The following is a 24,568-nucleotide window of genomic DNA, read 5'->3' on the forward strand; positions in this document are numbered from 1 at the left end:
ATATTAGTTTAATTTAGCGTCACCTAACATTTTCTCAACCAATTTAGTTTGAGCTTCTTTGTTAGATAATTCTCCTTTTAATAATGTCTCAGCAATTTCTAATGACAAAGAAGAAACTTGATTTTTCAATTCTGCCATAGCTGCATTTTTCTCACTTTCGATTGTTGCTTTCGCAGATTCAATCATTGCTGCTCCTTGAACTTGTGCTTCAGATTTAGCATCAGCAATCATTTTTTCTTTGATTTCTCTTGCTTCTTTAATCATCAAGTCTCTTTCAGCTCTTGCTTCAGCTAATAATTTTTCATTATCAGACTTCAAGTTTAACATATCTTTTTTAGCGTTTTCAGCCGCTAATAAAGCGTTAGAAATTCCTTCCTCACGAGCTACAATTGAATTCATGATAGGTTTCCATGCAAATTTAACCATTAATACGATTAATATTAATAAGATAATAGCTTGCCAGAAAAATAGTCCGAATGAAAAATCGTTAATTAATTTCTCCATGTTTTGAAAAATATATGTTTAAATAGTACTTTCTTTTTAAAAGCAGTACCTGTAACCAACCGTTACAGATACTGTTTTTGTTTCTTTATTATTTTCCTAAGATTAAAGCAGCGAATGCTAAACCTTCTAATAAAGCAGCGATAATAATCATCGCTGTTTGAATTTTACCAGCAGCTTCTGGCTGACGTGCGATAGCGTCCATTGCAGAACCACCAATTTTTCCTAAACCTAAACCTGCACCGATTACTACTAAACCAGCTCCAATTAAATTGTACATAATAATTGATTTATAAAATTAAACAATACTCAAATTTTAATGATGATCATCGTGATGATGATCTTGAACTGCCATACCAATAAATAATGACGACAACATTGTAAAGATAAAAGCTTGTAGGAATGCTACTAAAACTTCGATAATTGAAATAAACAATGTTAATCCTAATGATATAGGTAAGTCAGCTGCTAAATTTTTTCCAACGAAAATCATTGCAATTAAACTCATGATTACAACGTGTCCCGCTGTAATGTTTGCGAACAAACGAATTAATAATGCGAATGGTTTTGTTAATGTTCCTAAAATTTCAATTGGCATTAAGATAATCTTCATTGGAACCGGAACACCTGGCATCCAAAAAATATGCATCCAATAATCTTTATTAGCACTAAATTGTGTAATAAAGTAAGTAAATAACGCCAAGCAAATAGTTACCGCAATATTACCTGTAACGTTGATTCCTAGTGGAGTCATTCCAAGTAAGTTTAATAACCAAATTAAGAAAAACACAGTTAATAAATAACCCATGAATTTTCTATATTTTTTCTCTCCAATATTTGGAATAGCAATTTCGTCTCTGATGAATAAGATAAGCGGCTCTAACACTCTACCAAATCCAGTTGGAATTGGTCCTTTTTTATATGATTTAGCTAAACCAATAAACATGAACAATAATAAAACAGACGTAAACAACATTGAAAACACGTTTTTCGTAATTGAAAAATCTAATGGTTTTGCATTTGTTGGATGATGGTGCTCGTCGTAGTTAATAGTTCCAGCAGCATCGGTTTTATAAATTTTTCCGTGGTATAATTTGTAGAAATTTCCATCAACTTCAGCTACAGTTTCTCCGTGGTGAAATTTAGAAGATGAAAATACTTTTAAACCATTATCAATTAAAATAACTGGTAATGAAAACCCATAATGTTTACCTTCTTTTTCATCTGAGAAAAAAGTAAAATCGTGAGAATCTTGTAAGTGATGTTGGATGTACGCATCTACTTTAGCTTTCTTGTCCTGAGGCTCAGCTGTTTCTCCGTGATTAGCATCAGTAGCAACATGAACTTCATGAGCTTCTTTTTTAACTGAATCATTAGAAACATTAGCAAAACTAAATAAAGGCAATATCGCGATTGCGATTGCTGCTATTACATGAAGTGGTTTTCTTGAAATCACCATATTGATTATATTCTAAAATTTTGGTCTTAAAAATTTTTGCAAAAGTACAACTTTAATTAATATTCCAAGTTTCAAAAATATTTTTTTTTGAATATTTAATGATTTTTTTGCCTCAAATTACTTTTTGTTTAGCAATCTTATTGTAAAATAGACATCTAGACTTAAAAAAAACAGAAAAGTGATGAAAAAATTAATTTTGTTTGTTTCAAGCATAACCTTATTTTGAAATAAATATTCGGTTGCAAAAAAATAACTAATACCTACTTTTAAGGTAGACAGTCCTAAAAAAGCAAAACCTAATTGTTCTTTAGCTGTTTCATAAATTTTAATCATTGCTAACAAAATAGCCAATGTCATTATAAATTGTAAAGCATACGACATTAAAAAAGGTATTGTGTCAATCTTATTTAAAAAAGTAACTATTCCAAAGTGAATTAGAAAAAAAACGATTGAAATTAATAAAGCTTGAACAGTTACGGGTAATTTTTTTAACATCTTTACTTATTATTATTTAATTGATTTACTTGTTTAATTACATTATATAGCGCAACAAAGACTCCAAGAAGTGTAATTCCTTTCAGAAAATAACCTTCGGGATTTGGGTATTTTTCATCGAGCCAACCACCAAGATACGAAAAGCCAAAAATAATCAATCCCATTTGAAATGGGATATTAATTAGTGCTAACCACTTGTTGGATTGTTTCTTATTGTTTGAATCCATTATTTGTTTTGAGTTCGCATTTCGCAACTAGCTTCAAATCTAGCCCCAGGCTCTACTGCTAATTTACCAACGATTACTTCTCCTGTTATATGTGCCTTTGATTTTACGTTTAACATGCCTTCGGATTGTAGTTTTCCTGAAAAAACTCCTTCAATATCAATGCTTTTACAAATGATATCACCTATGACTTCTCCAGTTGGACCAATTACGATTTTACCTTCGGAAGTGAAATTACCTTTTAATTTTCCGTCTAAACGAAAATCTGCTAAAGTAGTAATATCTCCAGTAATAGTAGTTCCATCTACAATTCTATTGGTTTTGCCTAATAAATGATCTTGGTTTTTCACTTTTTCAAACATATTAGTAGGTATTGGGGTTATTTATTTAACAAAATCCATTCTTGCAACTTCTTCTTCATCTGTACGATCTTGTAATCCTCTGTTGAAATAATGTAAACTTTGTCTGTTAGTTTGTAATTTTTATGCAATTGTAATACTGATAATACTGATATCGCGGCATCTTTATTATCAAAACCATGAATTACAATAAAGTTATCTGTTAAAGTATAAATATCTTCAGACGATTTTAATGCCACTGCATTGGTGTCTTTAATGTATTTTGCTACTTTATCTGTTAGATTTTTGACTTCTTTGCCGTAAGGATACGTTTTAGGAAAAATAATTTTGTAACTCGTTGGTTGTACTAAACCAAAATCAAGTGCTTCAATTAACAGCACTTCCATTTGCACCATTTTTTCGGCTTGTTTTCCTTCATCAACATTAGGATACGTTAGTGCAACAAAATTTAATGCTTTTTTATATTCTTCTACCCCTTTTAATCTTCCTACTATTTTTGCTTTAAGCATTTCAAATTTCGGCAAAGATTCTTCACCAGTAAATTTAAAAATGGCTTCATCTACTTCTACAAAAACCTCTCTTAATTGATTGTTTTCAAACTTCTTATACAAAGCATTAAATACCAATTCTGGATTATCGTTATCTGTAATTTCAACTTCTGGATTATTCAAAATTTGAGCATAACGGCTATCCGGATATTGCGACAAGATTTGCTGTTTCATATCTGCTGCTTTTGAAGGCGAAATTTGCTGATAAATTTTATACAAATTATACATTGCTGGAAGTACCAAACGCTCTTCAGGTTTGTTTTTTAATAATTGCTCCAAACGAGAAGCTGCCAATTCATATTCTTTGAATTTTTCTTTGTAGATAAGTCCAAGCTGATAATATGCAAAATTTCGATCTCTGGCTAAACTATCTAAAAGTTTTGGGTCTGTTGGAATTTGAGCTAAATAAAATTGTGCATCGTACTTTGGATTCATTTCCTTTTCACCAACTGAATCTTTTTGATCAACATCAATGTTGTCATCGTCAGCATTATTCGAATCGTTTGCGTTTTTTGAACCCAATCTCCAATCGTCGGCAAGTGGTCGTTTTCCCCATCTCACCTGAAATTCTTTCTTACCAAGTTCTACCGCTACCGGATTGTAAAAATAAAAACTGCCTTCATTATTGTCAGCTCCCATTCCAGGAGGTAACATCGGAGAAAGACCCATATCAATTACTTGCGTATCCTTCTTCCCTGGAGTATTTGTATTTACAGAAGAGTTATTATTAAGACTTGCTTGAAGATTTGCTTCTTTCTCTGCTTTTGCGGCGGCAATTTTAGCCTTTTTCTCGTCTTCAATTTTTAATTTAGCGATGTACTTTTGATAATATAGATTCCTGTCAGAATCATTCATTGCTACAACCGATAAAATACTATCGTTTTGTTGTGCAATAGTTTCATATTTAATAACATCTTCTAAATTATCTCTTTTTTTCTTTATTTTTCGATATTCACGTGTTCTATCGTTTAATCGTAACAAAGTACTATCGTAATATTTACCTGCTGTTTTGTATTGGGCTTCTTTAAAATAAATTTCTCCAATATTTCTATAGTTTGAAGAAACTAAATAGCTGTCTTGGGAAACCGATTTTATCGATTTATTATAGTACCATTTTGCTTTTTGATTTAATCCTTGTTTGTCATAAAAAATTCCCATTTGATGATTCAAGACATCCAAATAAGGTCGGTTTTCTCTATCTTCTAAAAGTTTATTGAATTTTTCAACAAATGCTAATGTATCGCCTTTTTTATAATCAAATTGCAGTGCTTGTTTAGCATGCGATTGGACAACATATCTGCGTGGCGATTTTCTATTCATATCAATAACTTCCTGAAAAGTCGCATAAGCACTGTCATTATATTGAAGATTCTCATATAACTGACCTAAAATAAAAGTATAACGTGCTTTTTCTTCATTGTCGTTAGTGGCTTCTTTTGCAACTTTTAAAGCAGCAATAGCAGTATCTTTAACTTGAATGTTCATGTAAGCTTGTGCCAACATAGCATTAGCATCTGCTAAATCTTGACCTTGAATTTTTTCGTCTTTTAAAAGTCTTTTCAGATTTTTGATAGCAACATCTTCGTTATCTAATCGAATATTTACTTTCTCACGCCATACTTTTGCATGATAAATTCGGTCACTTAAAGGATATTTATAAAGAATGTAATTTAAAGCTTCTAAAGATGGAATAAATCGGTTTTCATAATAACGAGCCTTTGCTAACAACAAATACGCTTCATCCATTTGCGGATTTTTTTCAGTCCCAGCAATATTCATGGAATGCGTTTGAATTGCTTTTACTGCTTTTTCTTCGGCACGTTCGAAATTTTGGTTCTTTGTTTGTCCTGGTAAAATAGCCTCTTCGGCATCTGATGTTCGCTCTACTGGAAGTACTTCCCAAAAATTATCTTTATAGGTTACTTTTAATTCTTCTAAACCTTTAGTTAGAGCTAAATTTCCGTTATATAAAACGTTATATTCGGTAGTTACCGCGTGAAAATTGCGATTAATAAATTTATCTTTCTTGACAGAACATGCTATCAAAAAATATAAAAAACCTACGACAAGAGAGTATTTAATTATAGTGCTTTTCAATGTAAAAACGTTTTTGTACTTAAACTACTAAAATCACTTTTTAGTATGTATAGAATGGTAAAAATACGTTTCTTTTTTTGATGTGAAAAAAAATAAGCTATTTTTTGTTAATCAAACACATTTTTTAGGTCTTTTATCACCTTAAATGCAACATCAATTTGATCATCGCTAACAATAATTGTAAATTCGTTTGTAGTTGAAATTACTTCATGAATGATAATTCCTTCCCAAGCCAATCTTTGAAAAATATAATAGTAAACCCCAGGTGTCGAAATATTTTCTTGTGGTAATTTTACCGTGATAGAAGAAAGATTCTCTATTTTATGTGTTAATTTTTCATTCTTAAAAATAGATTCGATTAGCAATTCTACCGAAGCACTAATTACAATATTGGTTTCATTTACGCCACGAGAAGACGTATAAAAAATATCTTGTTGCTTATTAATTTCCGAAATTAACTTGGCTTGATTATCTAAAAGAGTGTCCGAAATTACGTAAGTAAAATCTGTTAACGAAGAACGAACCGTGATTTCACCAATATTTTTTAAGACCTTTGAAATTTTATAGTTGATTTTAAAATCCAACTCTTCAGAAAGTCTTTTTAATGACATTACTACTGCGCCTTGTTTTACATCTTTACCTAAATGCGCCTCTAATTCAGGCATCATAATACGAGCTAAAGAAGTCAAATTAATGATTCCTTGCGAAAGCGAACTCAATAAAAAAGGCTTAGATTTAATGTATTGCTCTACTACTGAAGATATTGTTTTCATGTTTTTAGTTGTTTGTTGGGCGCAAAGATAAAAACAAAAAACAATTTGTTACAAATTTAACATTAAAAATAATAAAATGCTTCTTCGATGTGTTCTATAACAAATTCTGTGTTTTCTTTATGAATAGCAACAATATCAAAACGTACTTCAACATCTAAATCGTTTTGGGTAACGTATTCATTTATAGCTTTTACCAATAATTGAATTTTCTTAGGCTTTACAAATTCTTGTGGTAAACCAAAATCTAAACTCGAACGCGTTTTAACTTCAACAACAGCTAGTATTCCATTTTTTTGAGCAATAATATCGATTTCAGCTTTGTCAAAAACCCAATTGGTTTCTAAGATTTCGTAGCCGTTTTTTTCTAAGAAATCAACTGCCAATTCTTCTCCAAATTTTCCTAAATCATTGTGTTCCGCCATTTTATTTCTTAAATCAACAATCGTTAATCGTTAATCATCAATCAAAAATCAATTTTACTTCTTTATCATTCACTTCAAAATCTACTTGTTTTCCAAGAATCAAAGTTCTATTGTCTTTTTGATGTCCAGCTGGGAATTCAAACACAATTGGAATGTTGTATTCTTTGGCAATTGCGGTAATAATTTGCACTTCATTTTGTCCAAACGGAATTTCGTTATCGTGCATATCGGCCATACTTCCCACAATAATTCCTTTTACATTTTCAAAATATCCATTGCGTTTTAAGTTGTACATCATTCTGTCAATGTGATACAAATATTCGTCCAAATCTTCAATAAAGAGAATTTTTCCTTTTGTATCAATCGATGATTTTGAACCCAATAAACTATATAAAATCGAAATATTTCCTCCTACTAATTCGCCTGAAGCTTTTCCTTTTACATCATATGATTTTGATGGAATTGTATACGAAATCGCCTCTCCAAACATTGCTTTTCTCAAAGTTTCTTTTACTTCTTCAGGTGCTTTTGGAACCGTAAATGGCATAATCGAATGTAATGTCGCAACGCGTTCCACATTCAATTGACTATGCAAAACCGTAACATCAGAAAATCCCATAATCCATTTCGGATGCTTTTTGAATTTGGTAAAATCCAACGAATCTATTATTCGAACCGTTCCATATCCACCACGCGCGCACCAAATCGCTTTGATATTGTCGTCATCCATCATTTCTTGAAAATCAGCAATTCTTTCTGTATCGGTTCCGCCAAGTTGACAACTATCTAAACCTATGGTTTTGCCTAATTTGGCTTTTAATCCCCAAGATTCTAATAATTCAATAGCGGGTTTTGCATCTTCTGGAAAAAATTTACGAGCCGTACAAACAATAGCAACTGTGTCGCCTTTTTTTAGATAAGGTGGAATTTTCATTTTCTTTTGCGAATGAGAAAAGTTTGAAATTAAAATAAGTACTAAAATAAATCTATACATAGTCAGATTTTATTAACTCAAAAGTAAACAAAATCCAATTAAAATTCGGGATTTCGTCACTAATCGATTATTTTTGTTTCAGTTTTTAATAAAATAATCTTTGCTCTCTTAAATTAACACTTCTGTTGTTCGGAATTTAACGCAAAGTTTAGAAGTTTTTCGCAAAGTCAAAAAAGGAAAAAATGACAGAAAATGAAATCTCAAATAAAGTTATTGGAATTGCAATTGAAGTTCACAATGCATTAGGACCTGGCTTACTTGAAAACACATATAAAGAATGTCTTTATTATAAACTTGTACAAGCAGGATTTAAAGTTGAAAAAGAAAAATCAATTCCATTGATTTTCGAAGATGTAAAACTAGATTGCGGATATCGAATCGATTTACTTGTAGAAGATAAACTGGTTTTAGAATTAAAAAGTGTTGAAGAACTTTCCGAACTTCATTTTGCACAAACTTTAACTTATTTAAGGCTTGGTAATTTCAAATTAGGCTTACTTTTAAACTTTAATTCCGTTCTTTTAAAAGAAGGCATCAGACGAGTTGTGAATAAATTATAATTTTCACGACATTTGCACTTTTAAAAACTTAAAATTACTTTACATAGCTTTGCGAAAAACTTAGCGTCTTTGCGTTAAAATTAAATAATTATGTTAGAAAATCCAAAAAGATATACGATTACAGCGGCTTTACCTTATACAAATGGCCCTATTCACATTGGACATTTAGCGGGTGTTTATGTTCCTTCTGATATTTATGCGAGATATTTGCGTTTGCAAGGAAAAGATGTGGCTTTCATTTGTGGAAGCGACGAGCATGGTGTGGCGATTTCAATGAAAGCGAAAAAAGAAGGCATTACGCCTCAACAAGTAATTGATAAATATGACGGAATTATTCGTCAATCGTTTTTAGATTTCGGGATTTCATTTGATAATTATTCAAGAACTTCTTCGGAGATTCATCATAAAACCGCATCAGAATTTTTCAAAAAATTATACGATAACGGAGATTTCATCGAAGAAACTACCGAACAATTATACGATGCAAAAGCAGACCAATTTTTAGCAGACCGTTTTGTGACTGGAACTTGTCCAAAGTGCGACAATCCAGAAGCTTACGGCGATCAATGTGAAAAATGTGGTTCGACTTTAAATGCAACCGATTTAATTAATCCAAAATCAACTATTACAGGAGAAACTCCAATTTTAAAATCAACGAAACACTGGTTTTTACCTTTAAATCGTTACGAATCGTTCTTAAGAGAATGGATTTTAGAAGGTCATAAAAACGATTGGAAACCAAATGTTTACGGACAAGTAAAATCGTGGGTTGATGGTGGTTTAGAACCAAGAGCCGTAACACGTGATTTAGATTGGGGAATTGATGTTCCAGTTGAAGGTGCCGAAGGAAAAAAATTATATGTTTGGTTTGATGCGCCAATTGGCTACATTTCTTCAACCAAAGAATGGGCGGCTCGTGAAGAAAAAGATTGGGAACCGTATTGGAAAGATGCCGATACAAAATTGGTTCACTTCATTGGAAAAGACAATATCGTTTTCCATTGCATTATTTTCCCAGCGATGTTAAAAGCAGAAGGAAGTTATATTTTACCCGATAATGTTCCGGCAAATGAATTTTTAAATTTGGAAGGAAACAAATTATCTACTTCAAAAAACTGGGCGGTTTGGTTGCACGAATATTTACAAGATTTCCCAGAAAAACAAGATTCGTTGCGTTATGCATTAACGGCAAATGCTCCAGAAACAAAAGATAATGACTTTACTTGGAAAGATTTTCAAGCAAGAAATAATAATGAATTAGCGGCGATTTTTGGAAATTTCATCAATCGTGTGGTGGTGTTGACTAATAAATATTACAACGGAATTGTTCCAGCTCCAAACGAATTTTCTGAAGTTGACGAACAAACTTTAGACGAATTAAAAGCGTATCCAGCTGTAATTTCAAGTTCAATTGAGCGTTATAGATTCAGAGAAGCGTTGGGCGAATTAATGAACGTAGCGCGTTTAGGAAACAAATATTTAGCAGATGAAGAACCATGGAAAATGGTAAAAGAAAATCCGACAAGAGTGCAAACTCAAATGTATGTGGCGTTACAAATTGCTTCTGCTTTAGCGGTTTTATCGGAACCATTTTTACCGTTTACAGCTAAAAAATTATCGAATATTTTAAAAATAGATGCTTTAGGTTGGAATGATGTAACGACGAAAACAGATTTATTACCAGCAGGACATCAAATTGGTCAAGCCGAAATTTTGTTTGCCCAAATTGAAGATGCCGAAATCCAAAAACAATTAGACAAATTAGAAGCAACTAAAACTGCCAATAAAGTGGAAAACGCAAAAGCTGAACCGCAAAAAGAAACGGCTTCGTTTGAAGATTTTGCCAAAATAGATTTACGAATTGGAACGATTATCGAAGCAGAAAAAATGCCAAAAGCCAACAAACTTTTAGTTTTAAAAGTAGATACTGGAATTGATGTTAGAACCATCGTCTCTGGAATTGCTGAGCATTTTACACCTGAAGAAGTTATTGGAAAACGCGTAACTGTTTTAGTAAACTTAGCACCAAGAGCTTTACGTGGTGTGGAAAGCGAAGGCATGTTATTGTTAACCAATAATGCAGAAGGAAAATTGGTTTTTGTAAATCCAGATGCAGAAGGTGTAATTAATGGTGCGATGATTTCTTAAAAATAACCGCAGATTCGCAGATTTATATATACAATCTGTGAATCTGCGGTAAAAAACAATAACTATGAACCCAAAAATAATCGCTTTCGACGCCGACGATACTTTATGGCACAACGAACCTTATTTCGATGAGGCGCAAGAACGCTTTTGTGTTTTGTTTCAAGATTATGCTTCGAGTCAAGAAATTTTAGGGTTGATTTTGAATCATCAAATTAAGAATTTACCACTGTATGGTTTCGGAATCAAAGCATTTACATTGTCAATGATAGAATCGGCTTTGGAATTAACCAATCATAAAATTTCGGGAAAAGGAATTGAGCAAATTTTAGCTATTGGGAAAGATTTACTGCAAAAACCAGTAGAATTATTACCCAATGTAACTGAAGTTTTAGAACAATTAAAAGAAAGTCATAAATTAATTGTAGCTACAAAAGGCGATTTAAAAGACCAACACCGCAAATTGCACGATTCAGGAATTGGTGCTTATTTTCATCATATCGAAGTCATGAGTGACAAAGCCGAATTGGATTATGAAAAAATGTTAGGTCGTTTAGATTGTAAAGCCGAAGATTTTCTAATGATTGGAAATTCATTAAAATCAGACGTTTTACCTGTTTTAAATATTGGCGGACATGCGATTCACATTCCGTATCACACGACTTGGGAATACGAAAAAATTGATTTTGAAATCGAGCACGATAATTTCAAATCGTTTACCAATATTACTGAGATTTTACCCTTACTAAAATGAAGCAAAAAATAGACATCTCTACTTGGAATCGAAAAGAACATTTTGAATTTTTCTGTACTTTCGAAGAACCTTTTTTTGGGATTACTACACCTATAGACATGACTATTGCTTATGAAAAAGCGAAAGCCATGCAAATTCCGTTTTTTGTTTATTATTTACACAAAACGATTGCTGCTGTAAACCACGTGGAAAATTTCAGGTATCGAATTCAAGGAAATGATGTGATGCTTTATGACGAAATTGACGCTTCTTCAACAATAATGCGCGAAGACAAAACGTTTGGATTCTCTTTTATGAAATATCATTCCGATATTCACGAATTTGCTAAAAACGTTCAAACTGAAATCGAAAGAATTCAAATAACACCAGGACTATTTACAAGAGAATTTCCTGAAAATATCATTCATTTTTCTGCCGTTCCTTGGATTAATTTCACAGGTTTAACACACTCAAGAAAATACTCTTTAAAAGATAGTTGTCCAAAAGTTTCGTATGGAAAGTTAATGACTGAAGACGGTAAAAAAACCATGGCGATGACGGTTTTAGCACATCATGGTTTAGTAGACGGCTATCACATGGGATTATTTGTTGATGCTTTACAAGCGGAATTAAATAAATAAACCACCGACAAAAGTCGATGGTTTATTAATCAAACAGCATTCAAAATTGCTAAAATATCTTCTCCGAATCTCTCCGATTTTTGTTTTCCGAAACCTTTAATTTGTTGCAATTCATCTAAGTTACTTGGCTTATACATGGCTAAATCGATTAGTTCCGAATTGTGACAAATCATATACTTTTTCAGTTTCAAAGCTTCTGATTTTTCGTTTCTCCACTGATTCAAATAACCGTAAACTTGTTTGTCTTTCGGATTCAAATCTTCATACGATTTACGTTCTAATCGCTCTTGTTTTTCTTGTTCTTCTGATTCATAATGAACAATCACGGACCAATATGCTTCTTCACTCTCAACAAATTGCGGGCTCGATTTTTTAAACGTAACCGAATTCAAAAAAGCATTCAATTGTTGTTGATCGTACTCCAAAAATGCGTTATCCAAACGGATTGAAAATACTTTAACTTGCATAGCATCCTTATTTACCGATTAACAAAATTTCGTTTGCTACAACTTCGGTAACAAAACGTTTATTTCCGTCTTTGTCGTCGTAACTTCTATGAGTTAGTTTGCCTTCGATAGCGATTTCTTTACCTTTGGTTACAAATCTTTCAATGATATCAGCCGTTTTGCCCCAAGCGGTTACTCGGTGCCACTGCGTTTGTTCTACTTTGTCACCGTTGTCTTTGTAATACACTTCGTTTGTAGCGATGCTGATGTTTGCTAATTTTTTTCCTCCTTCAAGGTTTTTGATTTCTGGTTCTTGACCAACGTGTCCGATTAATTGTACTGAATTCTTCATGGCGTATAAAATTTAATGTTTGTGTTTATGAAAGTATTTTGATGTTGATTTTGAAATTGTTCTTGACTTATTTGCTCAATAGAACCAATTCATTGGCAACAACTTCCGTTATATAACGTTTGTTTCCGTCTTTATCGTCGTAACTTCTGTGGGTTAGTTTACCTTCGATGGCAACGTGACTTCCTTTGGTTACTAATTTTTCGATTATGTCTACTGTTTTTCCCCAAGCGGAAACGCGGTGCCATTCGGTTTGTTCAACTTTTTCACCTTTGGTGTTGGTGTAATTTTCATTTGTAGCGATAGTGAAGTTTGCTACTCTTCCAGATTCTAAGTTTTTGATTTCTGGTTCTTGTCCTACGTGTCCGATTAATTGTACTCTGTTTTTCATGGCGTTTAAATATTTAATGTTAATAATTATGTTACTTTTTTAGTCGCAGTCGCAGTGTTCAGTCACAGGTGTTTAATTTTATAATTTACAACCAAATCTTGTTGGATTTAAAATCATATAATTAATTATTTTACCAATTTCTTCCGACTTATTTATCATATCAATATATTGAGTCTTTGATAAATAATTGCATTCTAAAGCAAAATCTAACCAAACGGAAGTTTCAGAATTTTCACCATCAGAATCAGTAAGCTTACTTATAAAATGATTTATATATCTTCTTTTTCTGTAAGCTTCGGCGATATTGGCACATACACTTCTTGATGACCTTCTGATTTGATCAGTTAGTGCATATTTTTCATCTTTTGGAAACGAGTCTGATACTTTTTTAATTTCCATAGCTAATGAAAAAGCTTTTTGATATGCTAATAATTCTTTGAAATCCATTCTATTAATTTTTCTGAAAACTGTGACTGAAAACTGCGACTAATAATTCGTTCATTTCGACAGTGCAAAGATGTGGCGAGAAAAAAAGGTTATTCGGTATTTAGCTATTTACTTTCGGTTGTAAATATTTGTAAGCGTTTGTAAATGGAAACTATTTTCGCTATATTTGTTGAAAATCAATACTATATGCCAAATTTAATTAACAAAGTAGAATTACGAAATCTTCAAATTGAAGATTACAAAGAATTAAAAAAATCCATGATTGAATCGTATCCTGAAATGGTAAATTCATATTGGAAAGAAAATCATATCGAAAAATTATTAGCTTTATTTCCTGAAGGTCAACTTGTAATTGTAGCTGACGGAGTTGTGGTTGGTTCAGCATTATCCATTTTGGTTACCGAAGATTTTGCATTTAAAACCAAAAACTACAAAACCATTACAGGAAATTATACGTTTTCAACTCACAATCCTAAAGGAGAAGTTTTATACGGAATTGACGTTTTTATCAATCCAAAATATAGAGGATTGCGATTGGGAAGAAGATTATACGATTCGCGGAAAGAATTGTGCGAACAATTAAACTTAAAATCCATCATTTTTGCAGGAAGAATTCCTAGTTATGGAAAATATGCATCCGAAATTAATCCAAAACAATACATTCATAAAGTAAAGCGTAAAGAAATTTATGATCCTGTTTTATCGTTTCAATTGAGTAATGATTTTCACGAAGTTCGTGTGCTAAAAAATTATTTGGAAGGCGACATAGAATCGCAAGAGTATGCGGTTTTATTAGAATGGAATAACGTTTATTATGAAGACAATCCTAGATTAATTAATACTGAAAAAAGTATTGTTCGATTGGGATTAATTCAGTGGCAAATGCGTTCCTTAGGAAATTTAGAAGCTCTTTTTGAACAAACCGAATTTTTTGTAGATACCGTTTCTGGATACGGAAGCGACTTTGCATTGTTTCCAGAACTATTTATTGCGCCTTTAATGGCCGATTACAATCACCTTTCGGAAGCAGAAGCCATCAAAGAATTGGCAAAATATACCGATGCTATTCGAAAGAAGATGCAAGAATTTGCTATTTCTTACAACATCAATATCATTACTGGAAGTATGCCGTATTTAGAGGACGGACACGTGTATAACGTAGGTTTTTTATGCCGAAGAGATGGAACACAAGAAATGTATCGTAAAATTCACATCACGCCTAACGAAATTTTCTATTGGGGAATTACAGGTGGCGATACCATTCAAACTTTTGACACCGATTGTGGTAAAATTGGAATTGTAATTTGTTATGATGTAGAATTTCCAGAAATTTCTCGTTTAATGGCAGACGAAGGTATGAATATTTTGTTTGTTCCCTTTTTAACCGATACTCAAAATGGCTATACACGCGTAAAACATTGTGCACAAGCACGTGCTATTGAAAACGAATGTTATGTTGCTATTGCGGGTTGTGTTGGAAATTTACCAAAAGTAAACAACATGGACATTCAATATGCGCAATCGGCTGTTTTTACACCATCTGATTTTGCATTTCCAAGTAACGGAATTAAAGCTGAAACCACAGCAAACACCGAAATGACGCTAATTGTAGACGTTGACATTAATTTATTAAAAGAATTGCACGAACATGGTAGCGTTAGAACCATGAAAGATCGTAGACATGATTTGTATCAACTTAAAAAAATAAAATAGATGAAAACCTTTCTTTTTTTACTGCTTTTTGTTTTAGGAAATACTTTTAGTAACGCACAAAACACTCTGAATTATAACGATGAAAAAGGTTCGCCAAAAGCCACCTTAAAAGATGTAAAATGGATTGTCGGGAATTGGACAGGCGAAGCATTAGGTGGCATTTGTCAAGAAACTTGGAGTGAACCCATTGGAAATTCGATGATGTTTAATTTCAAATTAGTCGTAGACGGAAAAGTTGTTTTTTATGAATTGGGACACATTATTGAAAAAGACAAAACCCTTTTATTACAACTCAAACACTTTGATGGCGAATTGAAAGGCTGGGAAAAACCTGAAGTCAGTGAAAACTTTGAATTGGTAAAAGTCACCCAGACACATGTGTATTTCGACAAATTTACGTTTGAGAAAATTTCGGATAAAGAAATCAATCTTTACGTGGTTTTTGAAGATAGTGGAAAGGAAATGAAGTTTAATTTCAAGAAGTAAACCATGAGTAAAACCTGCTTAGAATGTGGCGATAAAATCATTGGTCGCGAAGACAAAAAGTTTTGTTCGGATGGCTGCCGCAATGCATACAACAACAAAATGAACAAAGATCAGAACAATCTGATGCGCAACATTAACAACAAATTGCGTAAAAATTACCGCATTTTATGTGAACTCAACCCAGAAGACAAAGGAAAAACTACAAAAACCAAATTACTAAGTAAAGGTTTCGATTTTGAGTTTTTTACAAGCATGTTACAAACCAAAACGGGCAACACCTATTTCTTTTTATACGATCAAGGCTATCGTGCTTTGGAAGATGATTTTTATATGTTGGTGAAGAAAGATAGTTAAGAAAATAGATGAAAGAAGAAAGAAAAAAGATTGCCATACTCGGCTGCGGTTGGCTCGGATTACCGTTAGCCAAATCATTGCATTCAAAAGGTTACGAAGTAAAAGGTTCTACGACTTCGGAAAGTAAATTAGACGTGTTGAAAAATGCTGGAATTTTGCCTTTCCAAATTCAGTTGGAGGAACATCAAATCATTGGAACAATTGAAGATTTTCTGAAAGAAACCAATGTTTTAGCGATTGATATTCCACCAGGATTGAGAAGAGAGTTCTCGACTTCGCTCGAAATGACATTCGTAAATAAAGTAAAAACGTTGATTCCGTTTATTGAAAAATCAGGTATTCAGAAAGTTGTTTTTGTGAGTTCGACTTCAGTTTATGGTGATGGTTTCCCAATTGTTGAAATTACAGAAGAAACCCAACCAAATCCAGATACCGAAAGTGGGAAACAATTAGTCATTGCCGAAACACTTTTACAATCGAACTCATATTTCAAAACTACCGTAATTCGTTTTGGTGGTTTACTTGGCGATGATCGTCATCCTGTGAAATTTTTAGCTGGAAGAATGAATGTGGAAAATCCGAATGCTCCAGTGAATATGATTCAAAGGGAAGATTGTATTGGAATTATTGAAGAGATACTGAAACAAGTTCAGCATGACAATTGGGAATGGAATCAAACCTTCAATGCTGTCGCACCTCAGCATCCAACACGTAAAGCATATTATCACAAAAAAGCTGAAATTTTGAATTTACCATTACCTACCTTTGCGGAAGATTCGGAATCGAAAGGTAAAATTATTTCTAGTAAAAAAGTGGAAACGATTTTAGGCTATTCGTTCCAAAAAGAAATTTAGTAATGGCTTATTTTAGCGTATTTCACAATTACATCCAACAAAAGAAAAATGCAATTGGTTTACCCATTTTAGCATTAATTTGGATTAGCTTTTTCTGGGGAACCACTTGGATTGCTTCCAAAGAAGGTGTCAAACACATGCCTCCGATGCAATTGGTTGCGCTGCGTCAACTTTTTGGTGGATTGTTGTACTTGCTTTATTTCTTAATCAAAAAACATCCTTGGCCAAACAAACGTCAATGGCGCACAATTTTAGTTTTGAGTGTTTTGAATTTCATGTTGAGTAACGGTTTAAGTACTTGGGGTGTGAAATACATTTCAAGTGGTTTAGGTGCGATTATTGGTTCGATATTCCCGCTTTGGATTGTCATCATCAGTTTGTTTCGCGGACAAAAAACGTCTTGGAAAGCTGTTGTAGGTTTAATTGTCGCTTTTGGTGGCATTTGTGTGATTTTTTACGATTACCTCAACGATTTCTTACGACCTGAATTCCGTTTTGGGATTTTACTTTCGGTAATTGCTACGTTTACTTGGGCGTTGTCTTCGATTTATATCAAAGAAAATAAAACGAATTTCAATCCGTATTTTAGTTTGGGATTACAAATGTTGATATCCAGTATTGTGATTTCGAGCGTTATTGGATTTAATGGCACTTCGGTTCCATTGAGTGAAATTCCAGCAATTTCTTGGTGGTCTATTGGATATTTAGTCGTTTTTGGTTCGGTGTTGACGTTTATTGCGTTTATTTATGCCTTGGAAAATCTACCAACTGAAATCAGTAGTTTGTATGCTTACATCAATCCGATGGTAGCGTTGTTTTTTGGTTATTTATTGTTTAATGAACCTTTAACCACAGCGATTATCATTGGCGGAACGATAACTATTATTGGACTTTATTTAGTGAATCGAGCAATTAAGAAGAAATAAAAAATCCCACCTAAAAAGATGGGATTTGATTTTATTTTTTGAATTTGATTACCAAATTTTCACGCGTTTCTCAAAAGGTAAATACATACCGTTGTGTGGTAAAATATTGAACGCTTTGTAGAACGCCTCCACATTTTGTAACGGCACATAAGCACGATACATTCCTGGTGAATGTGGGTCAGTTTTTACTTGATTTTTAATCGCTTCGTCACGCATTTTACTTCTCCAAATGGTTGCCCAAGAAATAAAGAAACGTTGTTCAGGTGTAAATCCGTCGATTAAACCTGGGTTTCCATTTGCTTTCAAATAGATTTGTAATCCGTCGTAAGCAGCGTTAACTCCACCTAAATCTCCGATGTTTTCTCCTAAAGTGAATTTTCCGTCAACAAAAATTCCAGGTAATGGTTCTAATGCTGAATATTGATCTGCTAAAGCACTCCCTAAAGTCGTAAATTGTTTCAAATCTTCATCACTCCACCAGTTTACTAAGTTTCCATCCGCATTATATCTTGAACCTGAATCGTCAAATCCATGTGAAATTTCGTGACCAATTACAGCTCCAATTCCACCATAATTTACTGCTTCATCCGCTTTATAATCATAGAAAGGTGGTTGTAAAATAGCCGCTGGGAATACAATTTCATTGTTGGTTGGACTGAAATATGCATTTACTGTTTGTGGCGACATTCCCCATTCTTCTTTGTCAACTGGTTTGCCTAATTTTTCAATGTTTTTCTTGTGACTCCATTTTGCGTACATTCTTGAATTATCAAAATAGGTTCCGCCTTGTTCTGGAGATTTTACTTCAAGAGCTGAATAATCTTTCCATTTATCAGGATATCCGATTTTTACTCGGAATTTATTCAATTTGATTTTCGCATTTTCCTTAGTAGCTTTTGTCATCCAAGGCAAATTGTTGATTCGGTTATCAAAAGCCAACATTACATTTGCAATCATTGCTTGCGCTTTTGCTTTTGCTTCTGGTGGGAATTTTTTAGCTACGTACAATTTTCCTAAAGCTTCACCTAATCTTCCGTTAACTGTTGCTAAAGCTCTTTCTTCAGCTGGACGTTGTTTTACTGCACCAGTTAAGGTTTTTCCGTAGAAATCAAAATTAGCATTTTCGATTTCAGTTGAAAGTAATCCTGAAGAACCTCTTAAAGCAGTCCAACGCATATACGCTTTCCAATCTTCAACTTGGTTGTCTTTTAAGATAGTTTCAACTGTTTGTAAATATTTTGGTTGCGAAACTACTAACGAATCTACTTTTCCAATTCCCACAGATTGAAAATAAGCATCCCATTTTACGGTTGGTGCTAATTTTTGCAAATCAGCAAAACTCATTGGATTGTATGTTTTTCTTCTATCTCTACGCTCTACTCTATCTAAAGTTGCGGTTGACATTTTAGTTTCTAAAGCTAAAATTTTCTTTGCGTTCGCATTAGCTGTAGCTTCAGATTCACCTAAATATTGCAACATTCTAGTAACGTGAGCCACGTATTTTTCGCGTTTTTCTTTGTTGTCTGGTGCATCGGAAACGTAGTAATCTCTATCAGGCAAACCAAGGCTTCCTGTTCCTACATAGATTACGTTTTTGTTGCTGTTTTTAGCATCGGCACCAATGTAGCTTCCGAAGAAACCTAATCCCATTTCTGGCTCCATTTCGGCTAATAAAGCTACTAATTGGTCTGCGTTTTGAACGCTATTAATTCTAGCTAAATAAGGTTTTAACGGATCAATTCCTGCTTTATTTCTGCTTACAGTATCTAAAACAGTTTTGTATAAATTAATAGCTTTTGCTTGATCTGAATTTGGGTCGATGGTTTTGTCTTTGATGGCATCTTTCAAAATTGCCATTACATCGTCATCGGTGTTTTTGCGAAGCTCGTCAAAACTTCCCCAACGTGTTCTATCGGCTGGAATTTCAGTTTTATCTAACCAAGTTCCGTTTACATAACGATTGAAATCATCGGCTGGATTAGTAGATTTATCCATATAACCTACGTTGATTCCTACTGCCTCTTTTTTTTCTGCTACTTCTTGTGAAGATTTACACGACGATAGTACAACTGATAAAAAAAGAAAACTTAGACTTCCTTTTAAGATGAATTTATTCATAATTTATTCTTTAATAATTCGTTTAACTGTTGATTGGTTCTCTGTAGAAATTTTTACAAAATAAATTCCTTGAGCAACTGAAGATAAATTTACTTGTATTTCTGAATTTGAAACTTCAAAATCTTTTCTAGACCAAACCAATTTACCTGTTACATCATAAACTTCAATTTCAGTAATCTCATTTGTACCTGTTACTACATTGAAAATCCCATTTGAAGGATTTGGATACAAAACAATGCTTTGCAGTTCAAAACTTTGTCCAGAAAGCGTTCCGTTAATTAAAAAATCATCTATATTAACTCCTAAATCATTTACAGATTGATCTGAATGGAAAACAATTCTAAAAATAATATTTGTTTCAGCATTCAAGGCATTTAAAGGATAAGTATAAGTTGTTAATGTTGTATTTAATCCTGTCCATTGAGCTCCAGGACAATTATTACAATCTGTTCCTGTAGTTGTAGGCGTTCTATCACTATTATACCACGTTGGACCCATTTCGCCCAATACAATCCATGAAGCACCAAAATTTGTTGAATATTCTACATAGACAATATCCCAGTTTGGTTCTATATCATATTTCATAGCAAAACTAATCTGTGGATTAATCACATTAGATAAATTATAACATTGAGAAACCAAATACGTTTTTATGTTATCTGGATAATTTCCTGTCAAATTAGTCGTATAAACTGTATTTCCTGAAGATGTTAAACCACCTGTTCTTATTCCTCTTTGCCATTGTGCGCCACTTGTGCCTTCGTTGTAAACAATAAGCTCATTTGTAGCATTTGTAAATGGATTTACAACTCCAACAGTTCCTGCATCATTTATATAAAAAGATGAAGTACCATTGTTATTATCTGAATAAGCATCATTTAAAATTACAGTAGTAACATTTAAAGTATGTGCTCCTCTTGATAAAACGGTCGATGGTAAATCAATATCTGTAATTGCAGAAGAAGCTAAAGAACCATTCCATACAAAACTTGAAGGCGCTCCATCAATAGTGTAGTTAACTGTAATTGTAGTAATGGTATTTAACCCATTATTTTTGACTTCAACTCTAGGAGTAACGGTACTTCCGCAATTAATTTCAGCTGTTGGATTTTTTATTCTTAAGAATTTAATATCATTACTAGCTAATTGAACAGGAATAGCGGTTTGCCACACTCCTCTTCCATATGTTGCTGCAATTAATTTTGCATCCTCAACATTTATCTCCAAATCCTCAACAGAAACGTTAGGTAAATTAGCATCGAAAGGTTGCCATGTTGACATACTATCGTCTAAATAGTAAACCCCAAGACTGGTTCCTACAAATAATGGATTATCTGTATGTCTAGGTTGATGAACAATAATGTTTTTACCAATATTTGGAATACCTGAAGTAATATTACTAAAACTTACTCCGCCATCTAAGGATTTCAAAACCCTTCCGTTTGAACCACTAGTTGTTAAATATACTATCTCGTTATTTGAATTATTCACTTCAACAGAAGTAATGGAAGCATGAGCTGTGTAAACTAAAGTGAAACTTATACCTCTGTCAATACTTTTATATAAACCCGTTCCATTTGCAACATACATAATATTATCATCTGTAGGATCAACTTCAATATAATCAATATTACCTGAACCTGTTGGATCAAAATTTTGTTGTTCCCAAGTATTACCATTTAACTTGTATAAATAATCAAATCCTGAAAATATTTCACCAATGGAATTTGCTACTAATGGAGTTACCCAGTTCCCATCAATTCCTCCAGGTGAATTTACTGATGAGCTAATCCCATTTCCAGCAGAATTACTGATGTACAATCCACCTCCATTTTGAATAAAACCATAATATAAATTAGGGTTTGTTGGATCTACTGCGGTATCCATACCATCTGCGCCATAATAATTTTTCCATTGACCTCCACTGTAGGCATAACCACCATTATCTTGTAAACCACCAACCATATTACCGCTAGATTGTTTTGAAACCGCAATTTTGTAATATTGACTAATTTGTACCCCTGCCGTTAAATCTGTAAAATTAATTCCGTTGTTTTCAGAAACATAAATTCCACCATCTGTACCTGCAAATAATTTTGTCCCATGAAACCCTAAATAATGAATGTCGGCATGGGTATAAGATGGTCCAGACGGATTACTCCAATTATTAATTTTTGTTGCCGAAGTTCCTCCACTGGTAGATTTCCAAACATTTAAACACCCAGTATAAATTTCTTCCGCATTTGTTGATGAAACCGCTAATGCCAAATCATACCAAGCCTGAGATGATTCGAAAACATCTGTTGTAGTATTTCTTGCTGTAAAAGTGGTTCCACCATCAATTGAACGATATATTCCTTGAAAACCACTTCCTGTTGTTGCGCTTAAAATATAAATATAGTTAGCATTTGCAGGTGTAACATCTAATAATAATCTTCCAGAAGCAGTAGGTAAACCTGAAGTAATCATGGAAAAGGTTGTTCCAGAATCCGTTGAACGGAAAAATCTATTATTTGATACTGCATAAACTGTATTAGGGTCTCCAGGCTTTAAACGAATATTTCCTTGAGAAAAATTACCCGTTTGCACTTGTGTCCATGACGTACCAGCATTTGTTGTTTTGTAAATACCATTATTTGTAGCACACCAAAGTATTTGATTGTTAGTAGGATGAATTACAATATCACCCGCTCTAGAAGGATTAGATCCCCCCATTGTTCCTGTAGAATTCCATGTTATACCACCATCTGTAGATTTATAAACTCCAACAGAATAAGAATCTCCAGCATCTTTATCGCCTGTAGCAATATAAATTACATTTGAATTTGAATAATCAACAGCAATACCAGAAACTCCAATTTGAGGCAATTCATCTGTTAAAGGTGTCCAAGTAGAACCATTATTAGTAGATTTCCAAATTCCTCCAGCAGGCGCACCTAAATAAATCGTATTAGCATTAGATGGATCAACATGTACAATATTTACTCTTCCTTGACCCGAAGACCACGAGCCTGTATTGGTGTGCGTAAATGGTCCCACTGGCTCCCAATTACTTGGCGGAAGTGACATCGTAGTGTTTCTATTCGTTTTCGATTGGTTCTTTTGGCGCCAAGCGTTCCAAAACTCATCCGAAGACATTATATATCCTTGATTGTTAGTGTAATTTTTCCAATGATATTCCCAACGCATGAAAGGTTTGTAACCAGATCCTCTTGCGTTTTTGTCTCTTGTAGACCAATAGGTGTTAAAAGCATTTACCATTTCATTAATGGTTGCTTCACCGTTTTTAGCCGTACTTATGTTAGTCATCCAAGGGGCGCTGGAATTGAATTGTGAAAATCCTAAAAAGGAACACAATAGACTAACAATCAGGTAATTTTTAATCATTTTTAGTAGTTTTTATGGTATAATCTCACAAATATAATAAAGATTTTCAAGCAATTACAAATTTAACAATTGTGTAATTCATATTAAAAATGAAATAAACACTATTTTTGCAAAAAAAACAATGTTGGTTAATTTAAAATCTTATAAAAAATTTATAATTATATTTTCAATTATATCGATTGGAATTTTCTTTGGAATATACACTTTACTTTCTCCAGAAAAAATGCTTCCCATCTACTCTCCAAGAGATATTAATCCAGAATTAGTAGATTCTACTGTACAACATATTGGCAACGATCATAAAATTGCTGATTTTGCTTTTACAAATCAAAATGGGAAAGTAATCACCCAAAAAGACTATGTTAATACAATTTACGTGGCCGATTTCTTTTTTACCACTTGTCCAACTATTTGCCCAAAAATGACCGATAACATGGTTTGGTTGCAAAATCAATTGAAAAATAATCCCGAAGTAAAATTGTTATCTTTTTCAGTTACTCCAGACATTGACACACCTGAAGTTTTAAAGAAATATGCCATTGAAAAAGGAGTGGATGAATCGCGATGGAATTTAGTAACTGGAGATAAAAAGGATATTTATTATTTAGCCAGAAAATCATACTTGGCAGTAAAAACGGGTAAACCGGAAGAAATGTATGACATGGTACATACCGAAAATTTCATTTTGGTAGATAAAAACAAACGAATTAGAGGTTTTTACGATGGTACTAATTTAGACAAACCAACCGATGACCCAAAAACAAAGAACATGAAACAACTTTTGGAAGATATTTTGTGGCTTTGTGAAAACCAATAAACAATTTATCACAAATAATTTTGCTAAAGTTGACAATTATCAGTTGTAGTCCGATTATAATTTTTACTTTTGTATTTTAATTCAATCTAAATAAGGAAATGGAAATTTGTTCTTCTGAACTTAAAATTGGTGAAGTAGCTACCATTACTTCTGTCAATCTAGATGAAATCCCGCTAAAGCTTTTAGAAATGGGATGTTTGCCTGGAAATTCCATTACTTTAATTCAAATTGCACCTTTAGGTGATCCTTTATATTTCAACGTAAATGATTCTCATGTAGCCATTCGTATTGAAACGGCAAGGGAAATTACCGTTACTAAAATTTAATTC

General features: G+C 33.0%; 27 protein-coding genes. 11 read left to right on the plus strand and 16 right to left on the minus strand.

What is annotated here, in order from left to right:
- Positions 1-3 precede the first annotated feature (3 nt).
- The 10 genes from B2741_RS07485 to B2741_RS07530 all read right to left on the minus strand — a co-directional run bounded on the left by B2741_RS07485 (position 4) and on the right by B2741_RS07530 (position 7,812).
- Entirely contained in the window at positions 4-504 is a 501-nt protein-coding gene (locus B2741_RS07485; RefSeq protein WP_111566382.1) for a F0F1 ATP synthase subunit B, read from the minus strand.
- A gap of 88 nt (positions 505-592) precedes the next feature.
- The gene (gene atpE / locus B2741_RS07490) at positions 593-781 is read right to left on the minus strand and encodes an ATP synthase F0 subunit C (protein WP_111566383.1); all 189 of its coding nucleotides are present in this window, start codon (positions 779-781) and stop codon (positions 593-595) included.
- A 36-nt stretch (positions 782-817) separates the two neighbouring features.
- Positions 818-1,960: a F0F1 ATP synthase subunit A gene (atpB, locus tag B2741_RS07495; RefSeq protein ID WP_291137077.1), complete on the minus strand. Its 1,143-nt coding sequence runs from the start codon at positions 1,958-1,960 to the stop codon at positions 818-820.
- A gap of 117 nt (positions 1,961-2,077) precedes the next feature.
- Positions 2,078-2,455, minus strand: a complete 378-nt coding sequence (locus B2741_RS07500) for a hypothetical protein (RefSeq protein WP_290820696.1) — start codon at positions 2,453-2,455, stop codon at positions 2,078-2,080.
- A gap of 2 nt (positions 2,456-2,457) precedes the next feature.
- A complete protein-coding gene (locus B2741_RS07505) occupies positions 2,458-2,682 on the minus strand; it encodes an AtpZ/AtpI family protein (protein WP_291137080.1) in 225 nt (74 codons plus the stop codon).
- Complete coding sequence (locus B2741_RS07510; RefSeq protein ID WP_291137083.1) at positions 2,682-3,041, minus strand: bactofilin family protein; 360 nt, start codon at positions 3,039-3,041, stop codon at positions 2,682-2,684. Before B2741_RS07510 ends, B2741_RS07505 begins: the two co-directional genes overlap by 1 nt.
- 17 nt (positions 3,042-3,058) lie before the next feature.
- The gene (locus B2741_RS07515) at positions 3,059-5,683 is read right to left on the minus strand and encodes a tetratricopeptide repeat protein (protein WP_291137086.1); all 2,625 of its coding nucleotides are present in this window, start codon (positions 5,681-5,683) and stop codon (positions 3,059-3,061) included.
- 107 nt (positions 5,684-5,790) lie between these two features.
- Positions 5,791-6,456, minus strand: a complete 666-nt coding sequence (locus tag B2741_RS07520; RefSeq protein WP_291137088.1) for an aspartate kinase — start codon at positions 6,454-6,456, stop codon at positions 5,791-5,793.
- 62 nt (positions 6,457-6,518) lie between these two features.
- Positions 6,519-6,878 carry a YraN family protein gene (locus B2741_RS07525; RefSeq protein WP_291137092.1) on the minus strand — a complete coding sequence of 120 codons (360 nt, stop codon included), beginning with the start codon at positions 6,876-6,878 and terminating at the stop codon, positions 6,519-6,521.
- A 37-nt stretch (positions 6,879-6,915) separates the two neighbouring features.
- Entirely contained in the window at positions 6,916-7,812 is an 897-nt protein-coding gene (locus tag B2741_RS07530; RefSeq protein ID WP_291137095.1) for a S66 peptidase family protein, read from the minus strand.
- A gap of 242 nt (positions 7,813-8,054) precedes the next feature.
- Here B2741_RS07530 and B2741_RS07535 point away from each other — a divergent pair, with 242 nt between their 5' ends.
- From B2741_RS07535 to B2741_RS07550, 4 genes are all read left to right on the plus strand, one after another.
- Positions 8,055-8,432, plus strand: a complete 378-nt coding sequence (locus tag B2741_RS07535) for a GxxExxY protein (RefSeq protein ID WP_291137098.1) — start codon at positions 8,055-8,057, stop codon at positions 8,430-8,432.
- 90 nt (positions 8,433-8,522) lie between these two features.
- On the plus strand, positions 8,523-10,580 hold the full coding sequence (gene metG, locus B2741_RS07540) for a methionine--tRNA ligase (protein WP_291137101.1): 2,058 nt from the start codon (positions 8,523-8,525) through the stop codon (positions 10,578-10,580).
- 64 nt (positions 10,581-10,644) lie between these two features.
- Positions 10,645-11,331, plus strand: coding sequence for an HAD family hydrolase (locus tag B2741_RS07545; RefSeq protein ID WP_291137104.1), 687 nt, complete (start codon positions 10,645-10,647; stop codon positions 11,329-11,331).
- Positions 11,328-11,951: a chloramphenicol acetyltransferase gene (locus tag B2741_RS07550; protein WP_291137107.1), complete on the plus strand. Its 624-nt coding sequence runs from the start codon at positions 11,328-11,330 to the stop codon at positions 11,949-11,951. Before B2741_RS07545 ends, B2741_RS07550 begins: the two co-directional genes overlap by 4 nt.
- 29 nt (positions 11,952-11,980) lie before the next feature.
- On the opposite strand, the gene B2741_RS07555 is transcribed toward B2741_RS07550, so the two are convergent.
- The 4 genes from B2741_RS07555 to B2741_RS07570 form a co-directional block, all read right to left on the minus strand.
- Complete coding sequence (locus B2741_RS07555) at positions 11,981-12,418, minus strand: HRDC domain-containing protein (RefSeq protein WP_291137110.1); 438 nt, start codon at positions 12,416-12,418, stop codon at positions 11,981-11,983.
- Positions 12,419-12,425: 7 nt separating this feature from the next.
- A complete protein-coding gene (locus B2741_RS07560) occupies positions 12,426-12,749 on the minus strand; it encodes a single-stranded DNA-binding protein (RefSeq protein WP_133608852.1) in 324 nt (107 codons plus the stop codon).
- Positions 12,750-12,816: 67 nt separating this feature from the next.
- Positions 12,817-13,137 carry a single-stranded DNA-binding protein gene (locus B2741_RS07565; protein WP_291137113.1) on the minus strand — a complete coding sequence of 107 codons (321 nt, stop codon included), beginning with the start codon at positions 13,135-13,137 and terminating at the stop codon, positions 12,817-12,819.
- A gap of 78 nt (positions 13,138-13,215) precedes the next feature.
- Positions 13,216-13,584, minus strand: coding sequence for a four helix bundle protein (locus tag B2741_RS07570; RefSeq protein ID WP_291137116.1), 369 nt, complete (start codon positions 13,582-13,584; stop codon positions 13,216-13,218).
- Between the two features lie 186 nt (positions 13,585-13,770).
- Between B2741_RS07570 and B2741_RS07575 the strand changes: the two genes are divergently transcribed.
- The 5 genes from B2741_RS07575 to B2741_RS07595 are packed head-to-tail and all read left to right on the plus strand — an operon-like array spanning position 13,771 to position 17,917.
- A complete protein-coding gene (locus B2741_RS07575; RefSeq protein ID WP_291137119.1) occupies positions 13,771-15,297 on the plus strand; it encodes a carbon-nitrogen hydrolase family protein in 1,527 nt (508 codons plus the stop codon).
- Positions 15,298-15,783 (plus strand): DUF6265 family protein, encoded by a 486-nt coding sequence (locus B2741_RS07580; protein WP_291137122.1) that lies wholly within the window; start codon positions 15,298-15,300, stop codon positions 15,781-15,783. It abuts the gene before it with no gap.
- Positions 15,784-15,786: 3 nt separating this feature from the next.
- Entirely contained in the window at positions 15,787-16,137 is a 351-nt protein-coding gene (locus B2741_RS07585) for a hypothetical protein (RefSeq protein ID WP_113987668.1), read from the plus strand.
- An 8-nt stretch (positions 16,138-16,145) separates the two neighbouring features.
- Positions 16,146-16,991: an SDR family oxidoreductase gene (locus B2741_RS07590; RefSeq protein ID WP_291137129.1), complete on the plus strand. Its 846-nt coding sequence runs from the start codon at positions 16,146-16,148 to the stop codon at positions 16,989-16,991.
- A 2-nt stretch (positions 16,992-16,993) separates the two neighbouring features.
- The gene (locus tag B2741_RS07595; protein WP_291137133.1) at positions 16,994-17,917 is read left to right on the plus strand and encodes a DMT family transporter; all 924 of its coding nucleotides are present in this window, start codon (positions 16,994-16,996) and stop codon (positions 17,915-17,917) included.
- Between the two features lie 48 nt (positions 17,918-17,965).
- On the opposite strand, the gene B2741_RS07600 is transcribed toward B2741_RS07595, so the two are convergent.
- Together B2741_RS07600 and B2741_RS07605 are read right to left on the minus strand one after the other, a co-directional pair.
- A complete protein-coding gene (locus tag B2741_RS07600; protein WP_291137136.1) occupies positions 17,966-20,035 on the minus strand; it encodes a M13 family metallopeptidase in 2,070 nt (689 codons plus the stop codon).
- Between the two features lie 3 nt (positions 20,036-20,038).
- Positions 20,039-23,422, minus strand: coding sequence for a T9SS type A sorting domain-containing protein (locus B2741_RS07605; RefSeq protein ID WP_291137138.1), 3,384 nt, complete (start codon positions 23,420-23,422; stop codon positions 20,039-20,041).
- A 121-nt stretch (positions 23,423-23,543) separates the two neighbouring features.
- On the opposite strand from B2741_RS07605, the gene B2741_RS07610 reads away from it, so the two are divergent.
- Together B2741_RS07610 and B2741_RS07615 are read left to right on the plus strand one after the other, a co-directional pair.
- Positions 23,544-24,239, plus strand: coding sequence for an SCO family protein (locus B2741_RS07610; RefSeq protein WP_291137141.1), 696 nt, complete (start codon positions 23,544-23,546; stop codon positions 24,237-24,239).
- 98 nt (positions 24,240-24,337) lie between these two features.
- On the plus strand, positions 24,338-24,565 hold the full coding sequence (locus tag B2741_RS07615; protein WP_133608872.1) for a FeoA family protein: 228 nt from the start codon (positions 24,338-24,340) through the stop codon (positions 24,563-24,565).
- Positions 24,566-24,568 lie beyond the last annotated feature (3 nt).

The sequence above is a fragment of the Flavobacterium sp. UBA7663 genome, assembly GCF_002483315.1.
GTDB lineage: Bacteria > Bacteroidota > Bacteroidia > Flavobacteriales > Flavobacteriaceae > Flavobacterium.

Excerpts from the sequence above, each read along its gene's own strand:
- B2741_RS07595 (WP_291137133.1), top strand. The coding sequence starts at position 16,994 with ATGGCTTATTTTAGCGTATTTCACAATTACATCCAACAAAAGAAAAAT.
- B2741_RS07550 (WP_291137107.1), top strand. The coding sequence starts at position 11,328 with ATGAAGCAAAAAATAGACATCTCTACTTGGAATCGAAAAGAACATTTT.
- metG (WP_291137101.1), top strand. The coding sequence starts at position 8,523 with ATGTTAGAAAATCCAAAAAGATATACGATTACAGCGGCTTTACCTTAT.
- B2741_RS07535 (WP_291137098.1), top strand. The coding sequence starts at position 8,055 with ATGACAGAAAATGAAATCTCAAATAAAGTTATTGGAATTGCAATTGAA.
- B2741_RS07545 (WP_291137104.1), top strand. The coding sequence starts at position 10,645 with ATGAACCCAAAAATAATCGCTTTCGACGCCGACGATACTTTATGGCAC.
- B2741_RS07605 (WP_291137138.1), bottom strand. The coding sequence starts at position 23,422 with ATGATTAAAAATTACCTGATTGTTAGTCTATTGTGTTCCTTTTTAGGA.
- B2741_RS07590 (WP_291137129.1), top strand. The coding sequence starts at position 16,146 with ATGAAAGAAGAAAGAAAAAAGATTGCCATACTCGGCTGCGGTTGGCTC.
- B2741_RS07575 (WP_291137119.1), top strand. The coding sequence starts at position 13,771 with ATGCCAAATTTAATTAACAAAGTAGAATTACGAAATCTTCAAATTGAA.
- atpE (WP_111566383.1), bottom strand. The coding sequence starts at position 781 with ATGTACAATTTAATTGGAGCTGGTTTAGTAGTAATCGGTGCAGGTTTA.
- B2741_RS07585 (WP_113987668.1), top strand. The coding sequence starts at position 15,787 with ATGAGTAAAACCTGCTTAGAATGTGGCGATAAAATCATTGGTCGCGAA.
- atpB (WP_291137077.1), bottom strand. The coding sequence starts at position 1,960 with ATGGTGATTTCAAGAAAACCACTTCATGTAATAGCAGCAATCGCAATC.
- B2741_RS07580 (WP_291137122.1), top strand. The coding sequence starts at position 15,298 with ATGAAAACCTTTCTTTTTTTACTGCTTTTTGTTTTAGGAAATACTTTT.
- B2741_RS07555 (WP_291137110.1), bottom strand. The coding sequence starts at position 12,418 with ATGCAAGTTAAAGTATTTTCAATCCGTTTGGATAACGCATTTTTGGAG.
- B2741_RS07600 (WP_291137136.1), bottom strand. The coding sequence starts at position 20,035 with ATGAATAAATTCATCTTAAAAGGAAGTCTAAGTTTTCTTTTTTTATCA.
- B2741_RS07510 (WP_291137083.1), bottom strand. The coding sequence starts at position 3,041 with ATGTTTGAAAAAGTGAAAAACCAAGATCATTTATTAGGCAAAACCAAT.
- B2741_RS07520 (WP_291137088.1), bottom strand. The coding sequence starts at position 6,456 with ATGAAAACAATATCTTCAGTAGTAGAGCAATACATTAAATCTAAGCCT.
- B2741_RS07565 (WP_291137113.1), bottom strand. The coding sequence starts at position 13,137 with ATGAAAAACAGAGTACAATTAATCGGACACGTAGGACAAGAACCAGAA.
- B2741_RS07560 (WP_133608852.1), bottom strand. The coding sequence starts at position 12,749 with ATGAAGAATTCAGTACAATTAATCGGACACGTTGGTCAAGAACCAGAA.
- B2741_RS07615 (WP_133608872.1), top strand. The coding sequence starts at position 24,338 with ATGGAAATTTGTTCTTCTGAACTTAAAATTGGTGAAGTAGCTACCATT.
- B2741_RS07570 (WP_291137116.1), bottom strand. The coding sequence starts at position 13,584 with ATGGATTTCAAAGAATTATTAGCATATCAAAAAGCTTTTTCATTAGCT.
- B2741_RS07500 (WP_290820696.1), bottom strand. The coding sequence starts at position 2,455 with ATGTTAAAAAAATTACCCGTAACTGTTCAAGCTTTATTAATTTCAATC.
- B2741_RS07525 (WP_291137092.1), bottom strand. The coding sequence starts at position 6,878 with ATGGCGGAACACAATGATTTAGGAAAATTTGGAGAAGAATTGGCAGTT.
- B2741_RS07530 (WP_291137095.1), bottom strand. The coding sequence starts at position 7,812 with ATGAAAATTCCACCTTATCTAAAAAAAGGCGACACAGTTGCTATTGTT.
- B2741_RS07505 (WP_291137080.1), bottom strand. The coding sequence starts at position 2,682 with ATGGATTCAAACAATAAGAAACAATCCAACAAGTGGTTAGCACTAATT.
- B2741_RS07610 (WP_291137141.1), top strand. The coding sequence starts at position 23,544 with ATGTTGGTTAATTTAAAATCTTATAAAAAATTTATAATTATATTTTCA.
- B2741_RS07485 (WP_111566382.1), bottom strand. The coding sequence starts at position 504 with ATGGAGAAATTAATTAACGATTTTTCATTCGGACTATTTTTCTGGCAA.